At 71.3% G+C, this 19,825-nt stretch carries 20 protein-coding genes; 7 read left to right on the top strand and 13 right to left on the bottom strand.

Annotation, left to right across the window (positions count from 1 at the left end; genetic code table 11):
• Positions 1-31 precede the first annotated feature (31 nt).
• Together ABZ208_RS25925 and ABZ208_RS25920 are read left to right on the top strand one after the other, a co-directional pair.
• The gene (locus tag ABZ208_RS25925; protein WP_356911864.1) at positions 32-937 is read left to right on the top strand and encodes a pseudouridine-5'-phosphate glycosidase; all 906 of its coding nucleotides are present in this window, start codon (positions 32-34) and stop codon (positions 935-937) included.
• Entirely contained in the window at positions 934-1,821 is an 888-nt protein-coding gene (locus ABZ208_RS25920) for a sugar kinase (RefSeq protein WP_356911863.1), read from the top strand. The genes ABZ208_RS25925 and ABZ208_RS25920 overlap by 4 nt, the downstream gene beginning before the upstream one ends.
• 24 nt (positions 1,822-1,845) lie before the next feature.
• On the opposite strand, the gene ABZ208_RS25915 is transcribed toward ABZ208_RS25920, so the two are convergent.
• Positions 1,846-2,484: a uridine kinase gene (locus ABZ208_RS25915; protein ID WP_356911862.1), complete on the bottom strand. Its 639-nt coding sequence runs from the start codon at positions 2,482-2,484 to the stop codon at positions 1,846-1,848.
• A 133-nt stretch (positions 2,485-2,617) separates the two neighbouring features.
• Between ABZ208_RS25915 and ABZ208_RS25910 the strand changes: the two genes are divergently transcribed.
• Entirely contained in the window at positions 2,618-3,169 is a 552-nt protein-coding gene (locus ABZ208_RS25910; RefSeq protein ID WP_356911861.1) for a hypothetical protein, read from the top strand.
• 1 nt (position 3,170) lies between these two features.
• On the opposite strand, the gene ABZ208_RS25905 is transcribed toward ABZ208_RS25910, so the two are convergent.
• Positions 3,171-3,848, bottom strand: a complete 678-nt coding sequence (locus tag ABZ208_RS25905) for a winged helix-turn-helix transcriptional regulator (RefSeq protein WP_356911860.1) — start codon at positions 3,846-3,848, stop codon at positions 3,171-3,173.
• Positions 3,849-3,933: 85 nt separating this feature from the next.
• Here ABZ208_RS25905 and ABZ208_RS25900 point away from each other — a divergent pair, with 85 nt between their 5' ends.
• Positions 3,934-5,145 carry a pyridoxal phosphate-dependent aminotransferase gene (locus ABZ208_RS25900; protein ID WP_356911859.1) on the top strand — a complete coding sequence of 404 codons (1,212 nt, stop codon included), beginning with the start codon at positions 3,934-3,936 and terminating at the stop codon, positions 5,143-5,145.
• 409 nt (positions 5,146-5,554) lie between these two features.
• Here ABZ208_RS25900 and ABZ208_RS25895 read toward each other — a convergent pair whose 3' ends face one another.
• Entirely contained in the window at positions 5,555-6,286 is a 732-nt protein-coding gene (locus tag ABZ208_RS25895; RefSeq protein ID WP_356911858.1) for a hypothetical protein, read from the bottom strand.
• 68 nt (positions 6,287-6,354) lie between these two features.
• Here ABZ208_RS25895 and ABZ208_RS25890 point away from each other — a divergent pair, with 68 nt between their 5' ends.
• A complete protein-coding gene (locus ABZ208_RS25890; RefSeq protein WP_356911857.1) occupies positions 6,355-6,813 on the top strand; it encodes a hypothetical protein in 459 nt (152 codons plus the stop codon).
• A gap of 16 nt (positions 6,814-6,829) precedes the next feature.
• On the opposite strand, the gene ABZ208_RS25885 is transcribed toward ABZ208_RS25890, so the two are convergent.
• Positions 6,830-7,801, bottom strand: a complete 972-nt coding sequence (locus ABZ208_RS25885) for a D-2-hydroxyacid dehydrogenase family protein (protein ID WP_356911856.1) — start codon at positions 7,799-7,801, stop codon at positions 6,830-6,832.
• A 45-nt stretch (positions 7,802-7,846) separates the two neighbouring features.
• On the opposite strand from ABZ208_RS25885, the gene ABZ208_RS25880 reads away from it, so the two are divergent.
• Positions 7,847-8,494, top strand: a complete 648-nt coding sequence (locus ABZ208_RS25880) for a DUF2293 domain-containing protein (RefSeq protein ID WP_356911855.1) — start codon at positions 7,847-7,849, stop codon at positions 8,492-8,494.
• A 5-nt stretch (positions 8,495-8,499) separates the two neighbouring features.
• Here ABZ208_RS25880 and ABZ208_RS25875 read toward each other — a convergent pair whose 3' ends face one another.
• The 5 genes from ABZ208_RS25875 to ABZ208_RS25855 form a co-directional block, all read right to left on the bottom strand.
• Complete coding sequence (locus tag ABZ208_RS25875) at positions 8,500-9,192, bottom strand: chaplin (RefSeq protein ID WP_356911854.1); 693 nt, start codon at positions 9,190-9,192, stop codon at positions 8,500-8,502.
• A 325-nt stretch (positions 9,193-9,517) separates the two neighbouring features.
• A complete protein-coding gene (locus ABZ208_RS25870; RefSeq protein ID WP_356911853.1) occupies positions 9,518-10,837 on the bottom strand; it encodes an SWIM zinc finger family protein in 1,320 nt (439 codons plus the stop codon).
• Positions 10,834-13,740 carry a DEAD/DEAH box helicase gene (locus tag ABZ208_RS25865; RefSeq protein WP_356911852.1) on the bottom strand — a complete coding sequence of 969 codons (2,907 nt, stop codon included), beginning with the start codon at positions 13,738-13,740 and terminating at the stop codon, positions 10,834-10,836. The genes ABZ208_RS25870 and ABZ208_RS25865 overlap by 4 nt, the downstream gene beginning before the upstream one ends.
• A gap of 148 nt (positions 13,741-13,888) precedes the next feature.
• The gene (locus tag ABZ208_RS25860) at positions 13,889-15,004 is read right to left on the bottom strand and encodes a slipin family protein (RefSeq protein WP_356911851.1); all 1,116 of its coding nucleotides are present in this window, start codon (positions 15,002-15,004) and stop codon (positions 13,889-13,891) included.
• A 141-nt stretch (positions 15,005-15,145) separates the two neighbouring features.
• Positions 15,146-15,574, bottom strand: coding sequence for a DoxX family protein (locus ABZ208_RS25855; RefSeq protein WP_356911850.1), 429 nt, complete (start codon positions 15,572-15,574; stop codon positions 15,146-15,148).
• Positions 15,575-15,699: 125 nt separating this feature from the next.
• Between ABZ208_RS25855 and ABZ208_RS25850 the strand changes: the two genes are divergently transcribed.
• A complete protein-coding gene (locus tag ABZ208_RS25850; protein ID WP_356911884.1) occupies positions 15,700-15,957 on the top strand; it encodes a DUF6343 family protein in 258 nt (85 codons plus the stop codon).
• Between the two features lie 28 nt (positions 15,958-15,985).
• Here ABZ208_RS25850 and ABZ208_RS25845 read toward each other — a convergent pair whose 3' ends face one another.
• The 4 genes from ABZ208_RS25845 to rpsA form a co-directional block, all read right to left on the bottom strand.
• The gene (locus ABZ208_RS25845; protein ID WP_356911849.1) at positions 15,986-16,354 is read right to left on the bottom strand and encodes a tetratricopeptide repeat protein; all 369 of its coding nucleotides are present in this window, start codon (positions 16,352-16,354) and stop codon (positions 15,986-15,988) included.
• 89 nt (positions 16,355-16,443) lie between these two features.
• On the bottom strand, positions 16,444-17,049 hold the full coding sequence (gene coaE, locus ABZ208_RS25840; protein ID WP_356911848.1) for a dephospho-CoA kinase: 606 nt from the start codon (positions 17,047-17,049) through the stop codon (positions 16,444-16,446).
• A 23-nt stretch (positions 17,050-17,072) separates the two neighbouring features.
• Complete coding sequence (locus ABZ208_RS25835) at positions 17,073-18,011, bottom strand: PAC2 family protein (protein ID WP_356911847.1); 939 nt, start codon at positions 18,009-18,011, stop codon at positions 17,073-17,075.
• A 190-nt stretch (positions 18,012-18,201) separates the two neighbouring features.
• Complete coding sequence (rpsA, locus tag ABZ208_RS25830) at positions 18,202-19,704, bottom strand: 30S ribosomal protein S1 (RefSeq protein ID WP_328401903.1); 1,503 nt, start codon at positions 19,702-19,704, stop codon at positions 18,202-18,204.
• Positions 19,705-19,825 lie beyond the last annotated feature (121 nt).

The following is a 19,825-nucleotide window of genomic DNA, read 5'->3' as shown; positions in this document are numbered from 1 at the left end:
GGGGGCACCGCTCCTGTGCCAGGGATGGGACATGCTGCTGACCCATGTGACCGACGAAGTACAACAAGCCCTGGACGCACAGCGCCCGGTCGTCGCCCTGGAGTCGACGATCATCGCGCACGGACTGCCCCGCCCCCGCAATCTCGCCGTCGCCGAGGAGCTCGAGGGGCTGGTCCGGGACGCGGGCGCCGTCCCCGCCACCATCGCCGTACTGGACGGAAAGGCCCATGTCGGCCTGGACAAGGACCAGCTGGAGCGGATCGCCGGGGACGACTCCATACGCAAGCTCGGTCACCGGGACCTCGCGCCCGCACTCGCGGCAGGTGCGAGCGGGGCGACGACGGTGTCGGCAACGGCGTTCCTGGCGGACCGTGCCGGGATCCGGGTCTTCGCCACCGGAGGCCTCGGCGGTGTGCACCGGGGCTGGACCGAGACACAGGACGAGTCGGCGGACCTGCGGCTGCTCGCCAGGATCGGCATCACCGTGGTCTGTGCCGGGGTCAAGTCGATCCTCGATGTCCCCGCCACGCTCCAGCGGCTGGAAACCCTGGGTGTGGGCGTGATCGGGTACGGCACGGAGCAGTTCCCCGGTTTCTATCTGACGTCTGCGGGTGAACCGGTCGACTGGGTCGTGCATACGCCCGAGGAGGTGGCCACGGTGATGCAGGCGAAGGACGCGCTCGGCGCACCGCACTCCTCCCTGATCGTGGCCAACCCGGTGCCGGTGCAGGACCAGTTGGACCCCGCTCTGCACGATCGCGTGCTCGCCCGGGCCCTCGACGAAGCACACGAGACGGGCGTCACGGGCCAGGCGGTCACTCCGTTCCTCCTCGAGAGGCTGATGCGGTACACCGAAGGCGCCTCACTGGAGGCCAATCTCGCCGCGGTGCGCGGCAATGTCCGGCTCGCGGCCCGGATCGCAGCGGCGTACGCATGACGGGCGGCGGACTGCTGGTCCTCGGGGACGTCGTCACCGATGTCGTGGCACGCCACCGCACTCCGCTCGCGCGGGGCACGGACACGACGGCACGTATCCGTGTCCTGCCCGGCGGCGCCGGTGCCAACGTGGCCTGCTGGGCCGCCCGTCGGGCCTGCGGGGAGGTCCGGCTGCTCGCCAGGGTCGGCGCTGCCGATCTGCCCTGGCACGCGGAGCAGCTGCGAGCGGCCGGGGTGCACCCGTACCTGGTGCCCGATCAGGACGTGCCCACCGCCACCGTCATCGCGCTCGTCGACGCGACGACCGAGCGTACGTTTCTCACCGACAGCGGTGCGGTTCTGCACCTTGCCGCAGGGGACTTCTCGGCATCGATGCTGGACGGGGTCGGCGCCCTGCATGTGTCGGGCTACCTCCTCTTCTCCGGCACCAGCCGGGCCGCTGCCCGCCTCGCGATCGACTCGGCGCGGGAGAGGAACATCCCGGTGAGCGTCGACCCGGCCTCGGCGGGCTTCATCGCCGCGCTGGGTGTGGAGCACATGCTGTCTGCCGTCGACGGCGCGGACGTCCTCCTCCCCAATGCGGACGAGGCCCGGCAGCTCACCGGGCTGCCCGATCCGGCGGCCGCGGCAGCCGAACTCAGCCGCCGTGTCCCGCTGGCCGTCGTCACGCTGGGCACCCACGGGGCACTGGTCGCGGAGGCGGGCCGGGTGACGGCCCGCATCGCGCCCCACGCGGCCGAGGCGGTGGACAGCACCGGCGCGGGCGACGCGTTCACGGGAGCGTTTCTCGCGGCCCGCCTCTCGGGGGCGGACGCCCGGACGGCCGCGGACGAGGGCTGCCGGGCCGGGGCCCTGGCCGTCACACTGACCGGCGGCCGGCCCTGATCAGCCGGATCAGTACAAGCCGGATCAGTGCAGGCCGCCCCACGCCGGGTGGCGGGGATCGTCGGCCCGTACGAGTACGTCCGCGGCGTCCCCGGGACCGACCTCGTCCTCGTAGCGGGCGAACGCCGGGAGCGTCCAGCGTTCCCGCTGGTCCGTGCGGCGCTCCAGCGCGGCCGGCGACAGGCGCAGATGCACGGTCAGGTCGAACGGGAACCAGTGCCCGAGCAGAAACGGGCCGTGCAGCAACAGCACTCCCCCGGGCGGGAGTTCGACGGGCGCCGAACGAGTCGCCCGGTCGGTCGCCGGGTCCCACAGGTCGGGCAGCGCCCGCCCGGTACCGCCCGGCTCCAGGGGCCCGAAGACCTCCCGCCACAGCGCCCCGGTGTCGAACCAGCCGCTGTAGTACGTGTCGGGGTCCTCGCGCCCGTGCTCGTACCGCAGCGACGCGGGCTTCAGAAATCCGTCCGTGCCGGCCACCAGCACGCCGCGCCCGCGCAGCCGCAGGGCCTCGGCGAGCGGACGGGCGAGTTCTTCGGGCCGTGCCGCGGGGGCACCGTCGATGCCGACGCGCAGCCACGGGCTGCCGTCCGCGGCCCGGGTCCGAAGGATCCGGGCCGCGAGTGCTTCGGTCAGCCGCTCCCAGGTGATCGCTTCGAGTCGCACGCGCCCATCATCGCCCGGCGGGCTGCGGCCTGTCCTCGCCGAAGAGGTGCGCTCCGGTAGGGCCACCGGCAGCTGCGACCACGGTTCACCGGCCGACTCCCGACATGCCAGGATGAAGGCCGGAGGTGGGGGTGTGAGGACCGGAGAACGGACCGAGGCCGCCGACGCGCCGGCGCCTCCTGCCCGGCGCGCACGGCGGCGCGGTGTCGCAACCGCCGTACGGTCGGGGTTCCTCATCCTGTCCGGTCTGGGTCTGGTCTGGCTGGTCCTGGTGTTCACGACGGAGGAGCCCCGCTCGCGCCGCACCGATGTGGATGCCGCCGAGACGTTCGCCCATCTCCACCACGACCAGTACCCGGACGAGATCCGCTTCTACGTGCCCGTCGAGGCAACTGTGGTGCGCGCCGCGTCCGGTGCCGTCGTCTCCTCCCGGCTGCGCTACGACCTCGACGTCGTACGCGACAGCAGCGTCGCCGACTTCGTGCGGACCTATCAGGTCGGCCGCCACGGTACGGCGGTGGCCTCGCGCACCGGCGCGGTCTACACGGACCGGTACGACGACGGCCGGCTGCGCACCGTGCGGGTCGAGTACAAGGGGCAGAAGCCGTACGGCGGCTCCGATCCGCTCAAGGACCCGCGGCTGAGCACCTCGGGCGCGACAATCGTCGTCACCGGCGAGCGCTGATTCACCCGCCGCCCGCGGAGCCGGTACCGCCGCTCGGGACGGACGTGCTCATTACGCCGAGGAACGCCGTGTCCCCCTCCACGGTGATCTGACCGGTCCGTACACCGTCCGCCAGCGTCAACTCGCCTCTGCCGAGGGCGACACAGGTGTCCGCGTCAAGGGTGAGGCACGCGTCCGGCCGGGTGGCGGGACCGTCTCCGTAGTCAGGTCCCCCGCCTCCCAGTCGTACGTGGAAGACACCTTCGTCCAGCCGCACCTCCACCACGCCCGAACGGTCCCCCGGCCCGGCGAGCGCGCGCACCAGCGGGATCGCGAACCAGTGCGCGCGTACCGCGTCGGTGGGCCGGCGCTCGGCCAGCTCGGGCGCGCCCCAGCCGGCCAGGGCGGTGAGCACGGGAAGCAACTGCCGCCCCCGCACGGTCAGTTCGTACACGGTCGCGGCCGAGGGCGGCGGGAGCTTGCGACGCGTGGCCAGTCCGTCCCGTTCCATGTCCTTGAGCCGGGAGGCCAGGACGTCCGTGCTGACGCCCGGCAGGTCCGCGTGCAGGTCGGTGTAGCGACGGGGGCCCGCCAGCAGCTCCCGGACGACCAGCAGGGTCCACCGGTCTCCGACGGCGTCGAGCGCGCGGGCGGCGGCACAGTACTGGTCATAGCTTCGGCGGCGCGTCTGGCGTGGCATGCGAGGAGTCTAGACAAGTTGTTGGACTTTCCAAGCTCGAACTTGGTAAAACCAAGTACGTCATTCGGTCCGGGGAGGGCACGGCATGGAGTTCCGGCAGTCGAGCAAGCTCAGCGAGGTCTGCTACGAGATCCGCGGTCCGGTGATCGAGCACGCCAACGCGCTGGAGGAGGCCGGCCACAGCGTGCTGCGCCTCAACACGGGCAATCCCGCGCTCTTCGGCTTCGAGGCACCCGAGGAGATCGTCCAGGACATGATCCGGATGCTCCCGCAGGCCCACGGCTACACCGACTCCCGCGGCGTCCTCTCCGCCCGGCGTGCGGTCGCCCAGCGCTACCAGTCGCTGGGCCTGCCCGACGTGTCCGTCGACGACATCTTCCTCGGCAACGGCGTCTCCGAGCTGGTCTCCATGGCCGTCCAGGCCCTGCTGGAGGACGGCGACGAAGTACTCATCCCCGCCCCGGACTTCCCGCTGTGGACCGCAGTGACCACCCTCTCCGGCGGCAAGGCGGTGCACTATCTGTGCGACGAGGAGTCCGACTGGTACCCGGACCTCGCCGACATGGCCTCCAAGATCACCGACCGTACGCGGGCGGTCGTGATCATCAATCCCAACAACCCCACCGGCGCGGTCTATCCGCGTGAGATCGTCGAAGGCATCCTCGATCTCGCGCGCCGCCACCAGCTGATGGTGTTCGCCGACGAGATCTACGACCAGATCGTGTACGACGACGCCGTCCACCACACGGCAGCAGCCCTCGCGCCCGATCTCGTCGTGCTCACCTTCGGCGGACTGTCCAAGACGTACCGCGTCGCCGGATTCCGCTCGGGCTGGCTCGTGGTCACCGGCCCCAAACAGCACGCCCGCAGCTACCTCGAGGGCCTGACGATGCTCGCCTCGATGCGGTTGTGTGCCAACGCCCCCGCCCAGTACGCGATCCAGGCCGCGCTCGGCGGCCGCCAGTCCATCCGGGAACTGGTCGCGCCCGGCGGCAGGCTCCACGAGCAGCGCGACCGGGCCTGGGAGAAGCTGAACGAGATCCCCGGAGTCTCGTGCGTCAAGCCGAAGGGTGCGCTGTACGCGTTCCCGCGGCTCGACCCGAAGGTGCACCGGATCCACGACGACGAGAAGTTCGTGCTGGACCTGCTGCTGCGGGAGAAGATCCAGGTCGTGCAGGGCACGGGCTTCAACTGGCCGCGTCCCGACCACTTCCGGATCCTCACCCTGCCGCATGCCGATGACCTCGACGCGGCCATCAGCCGGATCGGCCGCTTCCTCAGCGGCTACCGGCAGTGACCCGGGAGAAAGGAGCGGGCCCGGGGGCGTAGCCTGCCCCCGAGCCCTGGGAATGCCGCTCACGATCACACGCCGGCACACTTGAGGACCCGGGTCAGTCGTCATTGCGTCGCGTCCTGCCTTTGGACCACCGCCGATCGAGCTCGGCGGACCAGATTCGAACTGGCATTTCGACGCACCAGGGCCCGGGCCCGGTCGATCCGGCGATGAGCGGCGAATGCTGAGTCTGGAGCGAGAGTCTGAGATTCATCGCGGTCTGCCTCTGCCGAGTTGGGCCACCCCGGCCTGTGGTGCCGGGGGGAGGACTCGAACCTCCACTGGGACCGCGTGGTTCACGACAAGCTTCAGTTTCAGCTTTGCGCTCCTCGCGCACCCCGCCCGCGCTCCGGCGGACGGGGGGTTCATGGGGCTATCCGAAGAGATAGCCGAAGACCGCGTCACCCACCCGCTGGTCGGTGACCTCCGCGCCGTTCGCCTCCTCACGAGCGAACTTCACGGCCTGCTGGAGCTTCTCCACCCGGTCCAGGAGCTCGTTCACCCGCCGGGCCGGCAGCGCGCCGGAGAACTTCACGGTGGTCCAGTAACCCACCGGCACGTCCTCGTAGTACACCTCGACCTGCGCCGGGTGCTTCTCGGTGGCTTCGGCCTTCACATGGTTGCGCGGCACCTTCTTGGTCCGCAGCGTCCGCACGGCCTCGGTCTTCCAGGCATCGGTCGACGGGTCCTGCGTCCACGACTCGGAGGCGTCCAGCACCGGAAGCTTGCGCACAAAGGTGTTGATGTCGGTCAGCTGCTTCTCGAGGAAGAGCAGATACGCGACCGGCACATCGCTCACCAGCACGCGCCCGTCCACGGTCACATCCGCGCGCGCCGCGCAGTTGGCCCAGTCCTTGGTGGCAGTCACATCGAACAGCCTGGTCAGCGTCTTGGCCGTCTCGCGCAGCACGTCCTCGGCCTTGACCTGCACCCGGGTGGACTCGGGCGGCAGCTGCTCGCCCTCCTCGTCCTTCGGCTGGTACGTCCGCGAGATACCGGCGAGCAGGGCAGGCTTCTGGAGCCCGTGATGGGCCGCCGTCAGGTCCTGATGCGCCTTGGACTTGACGCCTTTCTCCACTGCGATGATCTGATTGAGTTTCGCCACGCAGGTGAAGCTAGCAGTACCGCTCGAATCGATCGATCGATTATTCGGAGCACGGGAATTGAGGCACCATGTGGACAGCCGTCATCGCGGTCGTAGGCACCCTGCTCGGCTCGGTGGCGACCCACTTCTTCCAGCGGCAGACGGCTGAGCGGACCGCCGCCCTCGCCCGTGCCGAACAGCTTCGCCAGGAAAGGATCTCGGCGTACAGCTCGTTCGCGGACGCTCTCGTCGACTACCGCCGCGGTCAGAACGACCGCTGGCACCGGGGCCAGGAGGCCCCGGGCAGCGCGGTGGCCGAACAGTCCCGGATCGACTCCTACCGTCTGCGCTCCGCCGCCCATCAGGCACTGATCCGCGTCCAGTTGGTATGTGACGACACGGCTGCGCTGGAGCTTGCCGCGGCCGCCTTCGAGGTGACCAACTGCATGCACGAGGCGCAGGACGAGGACGACCGGGCGGAACGTTCCGAGCAGGCCCGCGAGACGCTGTCGGAGTTCATCGGCGCCGCGGCTCCGGGAGTCCGCTGAGGACCGCCCCCGGGGGCTACTCGGCCGCCTCGGTGAGCGTACGGACCGGCGTGCCCGCGAGGTATGCAGCGATGTTCTCGACCGCTTCGCCGTAGTAGCGCTCATAGTTGCCGTGGGTGACATAGCCGAGATGCGGCAGCCCGAGGAAGCGGGGAGCCGTGCGCAGCGGGTCGTCGGCCGGCAGTGGCTCGGTCTCGAAGACGTCCGACCCCGCTCCGGCGATCCATCCCTCGCGCAGGGCACGGGCGAGCGCCTGCTGATCGACGATCGCGGCCCGCGAGGTGTTGACGAGGTACGCGGTACCGCGCATCCGCCGCAGCTCGGCCGCGCCGATCAGACCCCGGGTACGGTCGCTGAGCTGCAGATGCACCGACACGACGTCACCGGCCTCGAGGAGCTCGTCCAGCGACTTCGCCCGTACGACGCCGTGTTCGGCGGCCCGCTCGTCGGTGAGGTTCCGGCTCCAGGCCGTCACCTCCATACCGAAGGCCTTTCCTACGCGGGCGACCTGGGTGCCGATCTTCCCCAGGCCGAGGACGGCGAGGCGACGCCCGTGCAGGTCGCTGCCGATCGTGGACTGCCAAGGGCCGCCGTGTCGCAGAGCGGTGCTCTCCTCGACGACATGGCGGGCAAGGCCCAGGATCAGCGCCCAGGTCAGCTCGGCGGGCGGTGTGGAACTGCTGGCGGTGCCGCACACGGTGACGCCGTGCCGGGCGGCCGCCGCGAGATCGATCGAGGCGTTGCGCATGCCCGAGGTGATCAGCAGACGCAGCCGCGGCAGCCGGGCGAAAAGGGACGCGGCGAAGGGGGTGCGCTCACGCATCACGACCAGGATCTCGCAGTCGCCGACGGCGTCGGCGACGTCCTCCTCGGAGGTGAAATGGGTGCGAAGCGCCCGGACTTCGACGGCATCCCCGAGCGAGGACCAGTCCGCGTGGGAGAGTGCGACACCCTGGAAGTCGTCGAGAACGGCACAGTGCAGCGTCATGAGGGCCGAGCGTATCGGGACAGTGGGTGTGGGTACGCTCCGGGCATGGACCTGGTGGTCATCGAACCACTGAAGGACAAACACTGCGCGGAGTGCCGCCGCGGACCGCTCACGCTGCATGTGCTCGAGTTCCGTCGCCCCATCTGCCTGGACTGCGCGGATCTTGCCCATCTGGTGTATCTGCCGCGGGGCAGTGCGGCGCTCACCCGGCGGGCGCGCGAGGCCAGTTCGCTGTGCGCGGTCGTGGTGCGCTTCCACCGGCGCCGGGGGCGCTACGAGCGCCAGGGGCTGCTGGTCGAGGAGGCGGCTCTCGCCCGCGCCGAGTCGGCCTGCCTCGCCGATGCGGACGCCCGGGCCCGGCGTCGGGAGCGGGATGCCGTACGGAGGGCGGCCGAGGACGTGCGGTTCACCGCCGAACTCTGCGCCGAGATCCGCCGGCTGTTTCCGGGCTGTCCTGCCGAGCGTGCCGCCGGCATCGCCGCGCATGCCTCGGTGCGCGGCAGCGGCCGGGTGGGCCGGACGGCGGCGGGCCGCTCCATGGAGCAGGAGGCGGTCACCGCCGCTGTCCGGGCTTCCGTACGGCATCTCGACACCCCGTACGACGCGCTGCTGATGGCCGGGGTCACCCGCCACGAGGCGCGGGCGCGGGTGGCGTCGACGATCGACGCGGTGCTGGCGTCGTGGTGCTCGTAGCCGGGTCAGGCGCGCGCCGACTGCTGCGCGGGCCGGAAGCGGCGGTAGAGCACCAGGCCGCCGAGCAGCATGGTCGCACCCGCGGGTACGGCGAACGCCAGCGCGTCGCTGCCGGTCTGCGCCAGGGACGGGCCCCTGGCCCCGCTCTCGCCGAGGGGCGGCTCGGTCTGCGGCGGTACGGTCCTCGGCGGTGTGACCGGCGGCTTGCCCGAGACGTTCTCCGACGAGTTGCCGACGGCGGGGTTGCCGATGCCGACGACGTTCACCGAGTTGCCGCTGACATTGAGCGGCAGGTCGACGGGCAGCTGGACGCCGTTGCCGGTGAGGACGCCCGGGGAGTTCTCCGCTGCACCGTCGGCCCTCGCGCCGCCGCCGTTGGCAAGAGAGCCCGGGGCGCGGGTGCCGCCCTGGTGCACGACGCCGGCACGCGAGCCGCCCGAGACGGCGGCACCGCTCGAGTCGTTGGAGCACCGGTTGCCGGCCGCCGGGTTCAGCAGTCCGACGACGTCGACCGTGTTGCCGCACACGTTGACCGGAACGTTCACCGGGATCTGCACCGCATTGCCGGACAGCACTCCCGGTGAGTTGGACGCGCCGCCGCTCGCGCTGGAGTCCGCCTGCGCGTATCCCGTCGCCATGGCCAACGCGCCACCCGTGAGCATCACGGTGGTCAGGCCCTTTCGGTGAACCTGCCTCATAGTTCCCTGCTTTCGGAAGATAATCTCGGGACACTCGCCCGCACCGGAAATAACGCCGCGAGGCCTCATCGGTTCTGGTGAAACCTCCATTCACCCCATCGGGTGCGCAATGTGTCGAACTGGCCGTCACCCTTCTGGATACGGCGTCCGCGGGTCGCGGGGGCGGCGCGGGCGGCCGTTCTGCGAGCTCGGTGGCGATGGCGGGCACCCCGAGGGTCAGCGGTCCGGTCCCGTATCGGGATCCGGCCGTCGACAACGGTCGCGCATACGTCCGAAGGCGGGTGCGCTGTGCGCCGGCGTGGCCGCGATGCCGTGAGCCGGTCGGTCAGCCGCCGGCGAAGGAGGTGAGTGCTCCCACCGGGTCCGCGTCGGGGGTCCCCCGTGGCCACCAGTCCTCACGGTCCGGGTCCGACTCGTAGCCGTACCAGAGGCCGTCGCGGCCGAAGCGCAGCTGCAGCAGGGTGGCACCCCCGCCGGGAGGCTGCGGGAGGCTGGAGAGCTGGTTGCGCCAGGGGCGGAACGGCGGGAAGTCCGCGGCGATGAGAGCGGGCCGGGCCCGGTCGAAGGGACCCGCGGGCGGGTCCCACGGCTCTTCCAGTACGGCGAGGGCTGCGAGTCCGCCCTGCCGCCAGGCAGCGACGGCGCGCGCCAGGTCGGTGGGGGTGCGGCCGGAGGCCGCTGCGAGATCGCGGTAGAGGGCGCGGGTGGAGGCCGTCAGCCCCGAGCCGGGATGGCCTGCGGCCAGCCGGACCGCGTCCTGCCATTGCGTCAGGTGCGCGACGGGGTCCCGCCCGGTGACCAGGAGAGTGTGGGCGCGTGCGGCGGCCTCGCCGGCCAGCAGGTCCAGCGCGAGCGGGTCGGGCGCGCCGGGCGCATGCGGATACGACGGCGGCCGGCCGGCCCGGTCGGGGGCCGGGAAGGGCGGCGGAAGCGCGGGCCGCGACCTCTCGGCGACGGCCGAGCGGGCGGGGACGGTCGCCATGGGGGCGTCGGCCGCGGTGGTGGTCCGCTCGGCAGCCGATCGTGTGGCATTGCGGCGGGCCAGTGCGGCGAGGATCTCCCGCTCGCCGCGACCGCGCATCAGGAACAGCACGAACGGGTCCTGGTCCAGCAGTCTGGCCGTCTGGTAGCACAGGGCCGCCACATGCTTGCAGGGATAACCGTCGTCCGGGCAGGAGCAGTCGGGGATCAGGTCGCCGGGTGCGGGCAGCAGATCGACGGCGGCCGCCAGGCCGTGCGGCACGTCCTTGTCGAGCAGCGCCGCGATGTGGTCCGGCCGGGCCGCGGCGGCTGCGAGGAAGTCCTCCCACTCGTCGTCGGTGAGGGTGCGCAGGCGGATCTCCGTGCGGTACGGGCGCGGCCTGCTGCCGTGGACGTACGCCATGACGCGGCCGGGGGTGACGGTGATCGCCGCGACGTTCCCCCCGCGGGCATAGGCACGGCCGCGGAGCAGCCGGGCCTGGTCGAGGGCCATGTCCTCCAGGGCGTCCACCCAGGCATGGCCCCACCAGGTGGCCGCGGCCTCCTCGCCGCCGAGCGGCTCCAGGGCGGGGAAGGTACGGCGGTGGTCGTCGTGCCCGGGCAGGGAACCGGGACGGGATCCGGGACGGGCCGGCCCGGTGCGCGCGCGGTCCGGCCTTTTCATGCGGACCTCCGCAGAGAGACGAGATCGGCCAGCTCACGGTCGGTCAGCTCGGTCAGGGCCGCCTCACCCGCGCCCAGAACCGCGTCCGCCAGCGCCCGCTTGGCGGCGAGCATCTCGGCGATGCGGTCCTCCACGGTGCCCTCCGCCACCAGCCGGTGGACCTGCACGGGCTGGGTCTGGCCGATGCGGTACGCCCGGTCCGTCGCCTGCTCCTCCACCGCGGGGTTCCACCAGCGGTCGAAGTGGACGACATGGCCGGCACGGGTGAGGTTCAGGCCGGTGCCTGCCGCCTTCAGGGAGAGGATGAACACCGGGACCTCACCGGACTGGAAACGGTCGACCATGCGCTCGCGCTCGGCCACCGGCGTGCCGCCGTGCAGGAGCAGGCTCGGGATCGCGCGGGCCGCGAGATGGGCCGACAGCAGCCGGGCCATGGAGACGTACTGGGTGAAGACCAGGACCGAGCCGTCCTCCGACAGGATCGTGTCCAGCAGTTCGTCGAGGAGGGCGAGTTTGCCGGAGCGGCCGCCGAGCCGGGGGCCGGCGCCTGCCGTCCCGGACTCCTCGAGAAACTGCGCCGGATGGTTGCAGATCTGCTTGAGGGAGGTCAGCAGCTTCATCACGAGGCCGCGGCGGGCGATGCCCTCCGCGCCCTCGATTGCCGCCATCGCCTCCCGCACGACCGCTTCGTACAAGGACGCCTGTTCGCGGGTGAGCGCGACGGGGTGGTCGGTCTCGGTCTTCGGGGGGAGCTCCGGAACGATGCCCGGATCGGACTTCCTTCGCCGCAGCAGGAAGGGGCGGACCAGCCGGGCCAGCCGCTGGGCCGCCTCGTCGTCCTCACCCAGCTCCACCAGGCGGGCATGGCGGGCGCGGAAGGCCCCCAGCGGGCCGAGCAGACCCGGTGTCGTCCAGTCGAGCAGCGCCCACAGCTCGGAGAGGTTGTTCTCCACCGGGGTGCCGGTCAGGGCGACGCGGGCCGGGGTCGCAATGGTGCGCAGCGCCTTGGCGGTCGCCGAGAACGGGTTCTTCACGTGCTGCGCCTCATCGGCGACCACCATGCCCCAGGTGTGCGCGGCCAGCCGCTCGGCGCTGGTGCGCATCGTGCCGTAGGTGGTCAGCACGAAGCCGCCGGCCGGCACCTCGCCGGTCCCGGCGTCGAACGTGCCGCCGGGCTCCTCGTCCGGTCCGGGAAGGGAGCGCTCGGTGCCGTGGAAGCGGCGCACCGGCACGCCGGGGGCGAAACGGGCGATCTCCCGCTGCCAGTTGCCGAGGAGCGAGGCCGGGCAGACGACGAGAGTCGGTGCCTTGCGTGCGCGGCGCAGATGGAGGGCGATCACGGTGACCGTCTTGCCGAGCCCCATGTCGTCGGCGAGGCAGCCGCCGAGCCCGAGGCCGGTCATCAGATCCAGCCAGGCCAGCCCGCGCAGCTGGTACTCGCGCAGGGTGGCATGCAGGCCGGCCGGTGCCTCGACGGGAGCGGCCACGGCGCTGAGCCGGTCGCGCAGGCGCTCCAGCGCGCCGGTCGGCACCGCCTCCACCGTCTCGCCGTCCACCTCGGCGGTACCGGTCAGCGCGACGGCGAGCGCGTCGACGGGCTCGAGCAGCCCCAACTCCCGCTTGCGCGCCTTGCGTACGAGGTCGGGATCGACCACGACCCATCGGTCCCGCAGCCTCACGACAGGACGGTGGGACTCGGCCAGCGCGTCCATCTCCCCCTCGGTGAGCGGCTCGCCGTCCAACGCCAGCTGCCAGTTGAACTTGAGCAGTTCGTCGCTGTCAAAGAACGGCGTACCGTCGGTGGCCGAGCCGGGCGCGGGCCGTACGACCGCCGCGGCGGTGAGAGTCCGCGCCAGCTCCCTGGGCCAGTGGACGGCGACTCCTGCGGCGTCCAGGCGCGCCGCGCCGGGCCCCAGCAGCTCGTACAGCTCGTCCTCGGTCAGCGGCAGCACGTCCGGCACGTCCCGCTCCAGCAACCGCGTCAGCGGCGACCAGACCCGGGCGGCGCGGCGCAGTGCCAGCACGGCATCGATCCGGGCGCGGGGCCCGAAGTGCTCGTCGCCGTCGCCCGCCCACAGCCGTGCGGCGTCCCTCACGAGCGTCGGGTCGGCAAGGCTGTGCACCTGGACCAGGGCGGCCCCGGCACTGCGCTCGGCACCGTCCTCGTCAGCCGTGTCGAAGAGCTCGAACGCGGACAGGTCCAGGCGCAGCGAGACGCGCACCCCGGCGTCCATGCCCGCTGCCGCCTCGGCGGCCCACTCGCGCGCGGCAGGCAGATGCTGTGCACCCGCCGCCGCGAACGGCGCACCCGCGGCGTGCGCGGCGGACGGGGTACGCGGCAGGGTGTCGGCGACCGCGTCGAAGAACGCGCGCACCAAGGCCTCAGGATCGGGCAGCCGCAGCGGGCGCAGCCCGGGAAAGGGCGCGGCATGCGCTTCGTACGGCATGGCGGCCGCGATGGCGCGCAGCTGGGCGATGTCGTCGGCGTCCAGCGGTCCGGCCCGCCAGGCGTCGTGGTCGTGCGCGGTCAGGCCGGGCAGCAGACGGCCGCGCGCCACCAGATGAAGGGCGTGCAGCGCCGCGGCGCCCCAGCAGGCTGCCGCAGGGTGTGCGGCCGGATCATGACGGGCCCGGGCCAGCAGCGGCAGGGCCTCGGCCACCGGCAGCAGTACGGCGGGCACGGTGCGGCTTCGCACCCCTGCGCCGTGCGGCCGCACGACGGTGAGCCGGCCACTGCCGCCGTCTGCGGCACCCGGCGCTTCGGTCTCGGCGCCCACCAGGTCCGGGACCGGGCCGCCGTCCGGGTTCCAGAAGGCGACGCGGCCCTCGCGTGGCAGACCGGCGGGCACGAAGACCGCCGCGCAGGCGCGCAGCGGATGCGCCGGACTCGCGTCCAGGATCATCAGGGCCACCTCCCCTCGGGCCGTCGCCGTGCCCGGACGCCGCAGCGCCCGAGCACCGGATCACTCGATCCACGACCTTACGGGCAGGGTCCGACAATGGCCCCGGTCACCGCTGTGACCTGTGAATACATCGGCGATGGGCGGCTTGTCAGGCTGCGGCGGACGGTCCTGCGGGCGGAAGCCGCGACGGGTCACGTCGCTCCTGCACCCGCGCCTCGGCCAGCGCCTCCACGGACCCCGATGCGACCTCGGACCCCTGTCCGCCACCGTCGGGATCCGGCCACCCTTGCGCCGGGGCGCCGAGCGCGGACCGTTCGGGCACCGGTTCCTCCACAGCGGCCCGACCGTCCACCGGCCGGGCAACCGCCGCCCGCTCCGGCGTCCCGGGTTCCGGCGTCCCGGGTTCCAGTGCCGCCTGGTCAGCCGCCTGGTCAGCCGTCTGGTCAGCCGTCTGGTCAGCCGTCTGGTCAGCCGTCTGCGGCGGCAGCGTGCCCGCCGGTCCGGGCTGCTGAGCCCGCTCCAGGAAACGCAGCAGCTCCACAGGGAACGGCAGCACCAGCGTGGAGTTCTTCTCGGCGGCGACGGCGACCACGGTCTGCAGCAGTCGCAGCTGCAGCGCGGCCGGCTGCTTCGACATCTCCCTCGCGGCCTCGGACAGCTTCACCGATGCCTGCAGCTCGGCATCGGCGTTGATGACCCGGGCGCGCCGCTCACGGTCGGCCTCGGCCTGTCGTGCCATCGACCGCTTCATGGCCTCCGGCAGCGACACATCCTTGATCTCCACCCGGTCGACCTGCACACCCCAGCCGACCGCAGGGCTGTCGATCATCAGCTCGAGCCCCTGGTTGAGCTTCTCGCGGTTGCAGAGCAGGTCGTCCAGATCGCTCTTGCCGATGATGGAGCGCAGCGACGTCTGGGCCATCTGCGACACAGCGAAGCGGTAGTCCTCGACCTCGATGACGGCGTTGGCCGGGTCGATCACCCGGAAGTAGACGACCGCGTCGACCCGCACCGTGACGTTGTCCCGGGTGATGCCCTCCTGGGCCGGGATGGGCAGGGTCACGATCTGCATGTTCACCTTGCGCAGCCTGTCGACCCCGGGAACGATCATGGTGAATCCGGGCTGGCGGATCCGGTTCCGCAGCCGCCCGAGGCGGAACACGATGCCCCGTTCGTACTGCTTCACGACCTTCGCCGCCGCGGCCACGTACACCGCACACACCGAGGCGGCCGCCACACCGGCCACCACCAGGTCCTCGACCATCGGGGCACCCCCTGTCGTCCGAGGTGGATATCGCGAGGATGAGTACCACGGTATGTCCGTTATGCCCGGCGGGGCGAACCCTCATTCCCGCACCCCCGCACTCGCGGCCGCCGGTACCTGCGCGCGGCCGGCCTCCGCCCCTCAGGCGCTCCCGCGCACCAGGGCGAAGAGCTCCGCCGTGCGCCGGCGACGGACCCGGGCGACCACGGCCAGCAGGACGAAGAAGACGACCGGCGTCACCGCGTACTGCCCGTCGAACACCACGACCTGGGTCAGGAACGCCCCGACCATCAGTCCCATCAGGGCGAGCGCCGAGAGGCCGGACAGAACCGGGATCACGAGCGCGATCGCGCCGGCCAGCTCCAGGGCGCCGACGAGGTACATGTACCAGTCGCCGTGGCCGATCCTGTCGAAGCTCTCGGTCGCCGAGGAATGCGCGACGAGCTTCGGAGCAGCGCTGGCGACGGCGAAGAACAGCGCGAGCACGACCTGCAGGGCACGCACCGCGAGGTCCGTACGGCGCCCAGGCCCTGCGGCGGTGGCGGTGGCAGTGGTGGACGTTGCAGACATCGTGGTCCCCTCCGGTGAGTTCTCCCGCGCTCGGCAGCGCGTTCAGGAGGTGGACGACCGCGGCGCCCAGAACTCATCGCTGTTCCGGAAAGCGGGTGCATGCTGGAAGGGAAGAGGCGATGACCATGCGTACCGGGAACGAGCCGATCACCGCGCGCAGTCCGCTGCGGCTGCGGTTCTGGCTGAGTCTGTGGGGCCTGATCTGGGCGGCCGGGGGCACGACGGCGTTCGCGCTCGCCGGGCGCCCGGGCTGGGCGGCGGCGTGCGGGGTGCTGCTCGTGATCGTGACCGTGGACCTGGCGTTGGTGCTGCGCCATATCCACCAGGGGCCGCACTACCAGCCGGGCCGCAACATCCCGCCGTACGAGCCCGACCACGGCTGATGCGCCGCCGCCGCGAGCGGCACCGGCGTCAGGCCCCGCCCTCGAAGCCGGCGGCCTTCAGATATTCGGGCTTGGGGTCCAGCGCGGCCGCCAGGCGGAAGTGCCGCTTCGCCTGTTCCGGCCGCCCTGCCCGCTCGAACGTCCGGGCCAGTGCGAAGTGAGCGAAGGCATTGTCCGGCTCCCGCTCCAGGACCAGCTCGAACTCGAGCTCTGCCGGACGCAGTTGTGCCGCGGCGAAGAAGGCCCGGGCACGCAGCAGCCTGGCCGCCGTGTTCTCGGGGTGGGCTGCGATGACCGAGTCCAGCAGTTTCACGGCACCACGCGGATCACGCGCGGCCAGCAACTGCTCGGCCGCGCGGAAGTCGATGACGTGCGTATCCGGGTTGCTGTTCGCCACGGAGGCATCCTTCCCTTCGACGCCCGGTTGCAACACCGCATCCGGCAACGCTATTCCGGCCGCGCCCCGGTGTCACGGCCGCCTGCGGATCAGCCGGCGGACACCGCCCGCCGGGAGAGCTCCTCCCACACCCTGCGGACCTGCGGTTCCAGCTTCTCCAGCGGTCCGTCGTTGTCGATCAGCAGATCGGCGACCGCCCGCCGCTCCTCACGGGTGGCCTGTGCCGCCATCCGCGCCCGGGCCTCGGACTCCGCCATGCCGCGCAGCCGCACCAGCCGGTCGAGCTGTGTCTCGGGGGCCGCGTCCACCACCACGACCAGGTCGTACAGCGGCGCCAGCTTGTTCTCGGTGAGCAGTGGTACGTCGTGGACGACCACGGCGTCCGCGCCCGCAGCACCCTGAAGTTCCGTGGAGCGCGCGCCGACCAGCGGATGGACGATCGCGTTCAGCGTGGCGAGGCGCTCGGCGTCGGCGAAGACGATGGTGCCGAGCTTCGGCCGGTCCAGGGTGCCGTCCGGCGTCAGAATGCCGGTGCCGAAGGCGTCGACGACGGCCGCGAGCCCCGGCGTGCCGGGCTCGACGACCTCGCGGGCGATCCGGTCGGCGTCGATCAGCACCGCCCCGTACGACACCAGTAGCCGGGACACTTCGCTCTTTCCGGCTCCGATTCCGCCGGTCAACCCCACGGTCAGCATGGCGGCAGCCTACGCGAGCCTCCTCAGGCCTCACCCTCGCGCTCCGCCAGGAAGCGCTCGAACTCGCGGCCGAGCTCGTCGGCAGACGGCAGGTCGACCGGCTCGGCGACCAGATTGCCCCTGGTCTCGGCGCCCGCCACCGCGTCGTACTGGTGCTCAAGGCCCTGCACGAGCGCCACGAGCTCTTCGTCGCCCTCGCCGATCTGGCGCTCGATCTCGGTCTGGGTACGGTGCGCCTCGGTGCGCAGTGTGTGCGCGACGGCAGGCAGCACGAGGCCCGTCGCGGCCGTGATCGCCTCCAGCGCGGTCAGCGCCGCGTCCGGGTACGAGGAGCGGGCGACGTAGTGCGGCACATGCGCGGCGACTCCCAGCACGTCGTGGCCGGATTCCATCAGGCGGTACTCCACGAGCGACTCGGCGCTGCCGGGGACCTGCGCCTCGTCGAAGGGGCTGCGGTGACCGGGCATGAGGTCCGTGCGGTTGCCGTGCGGGGTGAGGCCGACGGGGCGGGTGTGCGGGACGCCCATCGGGATGCCGTGGAAGTTGACCGCGAGCCGTACGCCGAGCCGCTCGACGATCTGGCGCACGGCGACCGCGAAACGCTCCCACTCGACATCCGGCTCGGGGCCGGACAGCAGCAGGAACGGCGCGCCCGTCGCGTCCTGGAGGAGCCGGACGTCCAGCGTCGGGGTCTCGTAGCCGGTCCAGCGGTCACGCCGGAAGGTGAGCAGCGGACGGCGGGCGCGGTAGTCCACGAGCCGGTCGTGGTCGAAGCGCGCCACCACCTGGTGGGGAAGCGAACCCAGCAGGTTGTCGACGATCTGCTCGCCGGTCTCGCCCGCGTCGATGTAGCCGTCGAAGTGGTACAGCATGACCAGACCGGCCGACTCCTGCGCGAGCGCCATGTCGACGACCGCCAGACCCTTCGGCTCCCATTCGTACAAACCCTGCGGATCAAGCACGGATACCGCTCCTCCTCGTGTCCTTACAGAAGAACGCGTGGTCGAGGAGGTGCATTCCCTGTTCCGCCGCCGAACACCCCACCGGCCTGGCGCAGTTCGCCGGCAAAGTGGCCCGCGAACGCCGTAAGGCCCGCTCCCCCTGAGGGGAGCGGGCCTTACGTCAGCTGTCTACCAGCCCGGGGTCAGAGCCTCAGCTCTGGCCGCCGGCCAGCTTCTCGCGCAGGGCGGCCAGCGCCTCGTCCGACGCCAGGGCGCCGGAGTTGTCGTCCGACTCCGAGGAGTACGAACCGCCGGACGCACCCGCCGGGGCACCGGCCGGAGCGGCGGGGCCACCCTCGGCAGCGGCGGCCTCGTCGGCCTCGCGGGACTTGATGACCTGGGCCTGGTGCTGCTCGAAGCGCTGCTGCGCCTCGGCGTACTGCGTCTCCCACGCCTCACGCTGGGTCTCGAAGCCGTCGAGCCAGTCGTTGGTCTCCGGGTCGAAGCCCTCGGGGTAGATGTAGTTGCCCTGGTCGTCGTAGGACGCGGCCATGCCGTACAGGGTCGGGTCGAACTCGACCGAGGCCGGGTCGGCACCGAAGGACTCGTTGGCCTGCTTCAGCGAGAGGCTGATGCGGCGGCGCTCGAGGTCGATGTCGATGACCTTGACGAAGATTCCGTCGTTGACCTGGACGACCTGCTCCGGGATCTCCACGTGGCGCTCGGCCAGCTCGGAGATGTGGACCAGACCCTCGATGCCCTCGTCGACGCGCACGAACGCACCGAACGGAACGAGCTTGGTGACCTTACCCGGGACGACCTGACCGATCTGGTGGGTCCGGGCGAACTGCTGCCACGGGTCCTCCTGCGTCGCCTTGAGCGACAGGGAGACACGCTCGCGGTCCATGTCCACGTCGAGAACCTCGACGGTGACTTCCTGGCCGACCTCGACAACCTCGGAGGGGTGGTCGATGTGCTTCCAGGAGAGCTCGGAGACGTGGACGAGACCGTCGACGCCACCCAGGTCCACGAAGGCACCGAAGTTGACGATCGAGGAAACGACGCCGGAGCGGACCTGACCCTTCTGCAGGGTGGTGAGGAACGTCTGGCGCACCTCGGACTGGGTCTGCTCGAGCCAGGCACGGCGGGACAGGACCACGTTGTTGCGGTTCTTGTCCAGCTCGATGATCTTCGCCTCGAGCTCCTTGCCCACGTAGGGCTGGAGGTCGCGGACGCGACGCATCTCGACGAGGGAGGCCGGCAGGAAGCCACGGAGGCCGATGTCGAGGATGAGACCACCCTTGACAACCTCGATGACGGTGCCGGTGACGATGCCGTCCTCTTCCTTGATCTTCTCGATGGTGCCCCAGGCACGCTCGTACTGGGCGCGCTTCTTCGAGAGGATCAGGCGGCCTTCCTTGTCCTCCTTCTGGAGAACAAGGGCCTCGATCTCGTCGCCGACCTTGACGACCTCGTTCGGGTCGACGTCGTGCTTGATCGAGAGCTCGCGGCTCGGGATGACACCTTCGGTCTTGTAACCGATGTCGAGCAGGACCTCGTCCCGGTCGACCTTCACGATGACGCCGTCGACGATGTCGCCGTCGTTGAAGTACTTGATCGTCTCGTCGATCGCGGCGAGGAAGGCTTCCTCGTTACCGATGTCGTTGACCGCAACCTGCGGGGTGGTGGCGGTGGTCTCGGTGCTGCTCGTCATGTGGGAAAGGGCTCCGGTACGGACATTGAAGTCGTAGGTACTGCTACGCCGAGAGCCCGTATCGCAGCTGTAGAAGCCGGACAGCTTAGGAAGCGCCGATCCAGAACTGCTGGTGGCGCCT

The organism is Streptomyces sp. NPDC006208 (genome assembly GCF_040613775.1).
Classification (GTDB): domain Bacteria; phylum Actinomycetota; class Actinomycetes; order Streptomycetales; family Streptomycetaceae; genus Streptomyces.
Note: the sequence above shows the minus strand (reverse complement) of the source record. Positions and strands in the feature narration are given on the sequence as shown.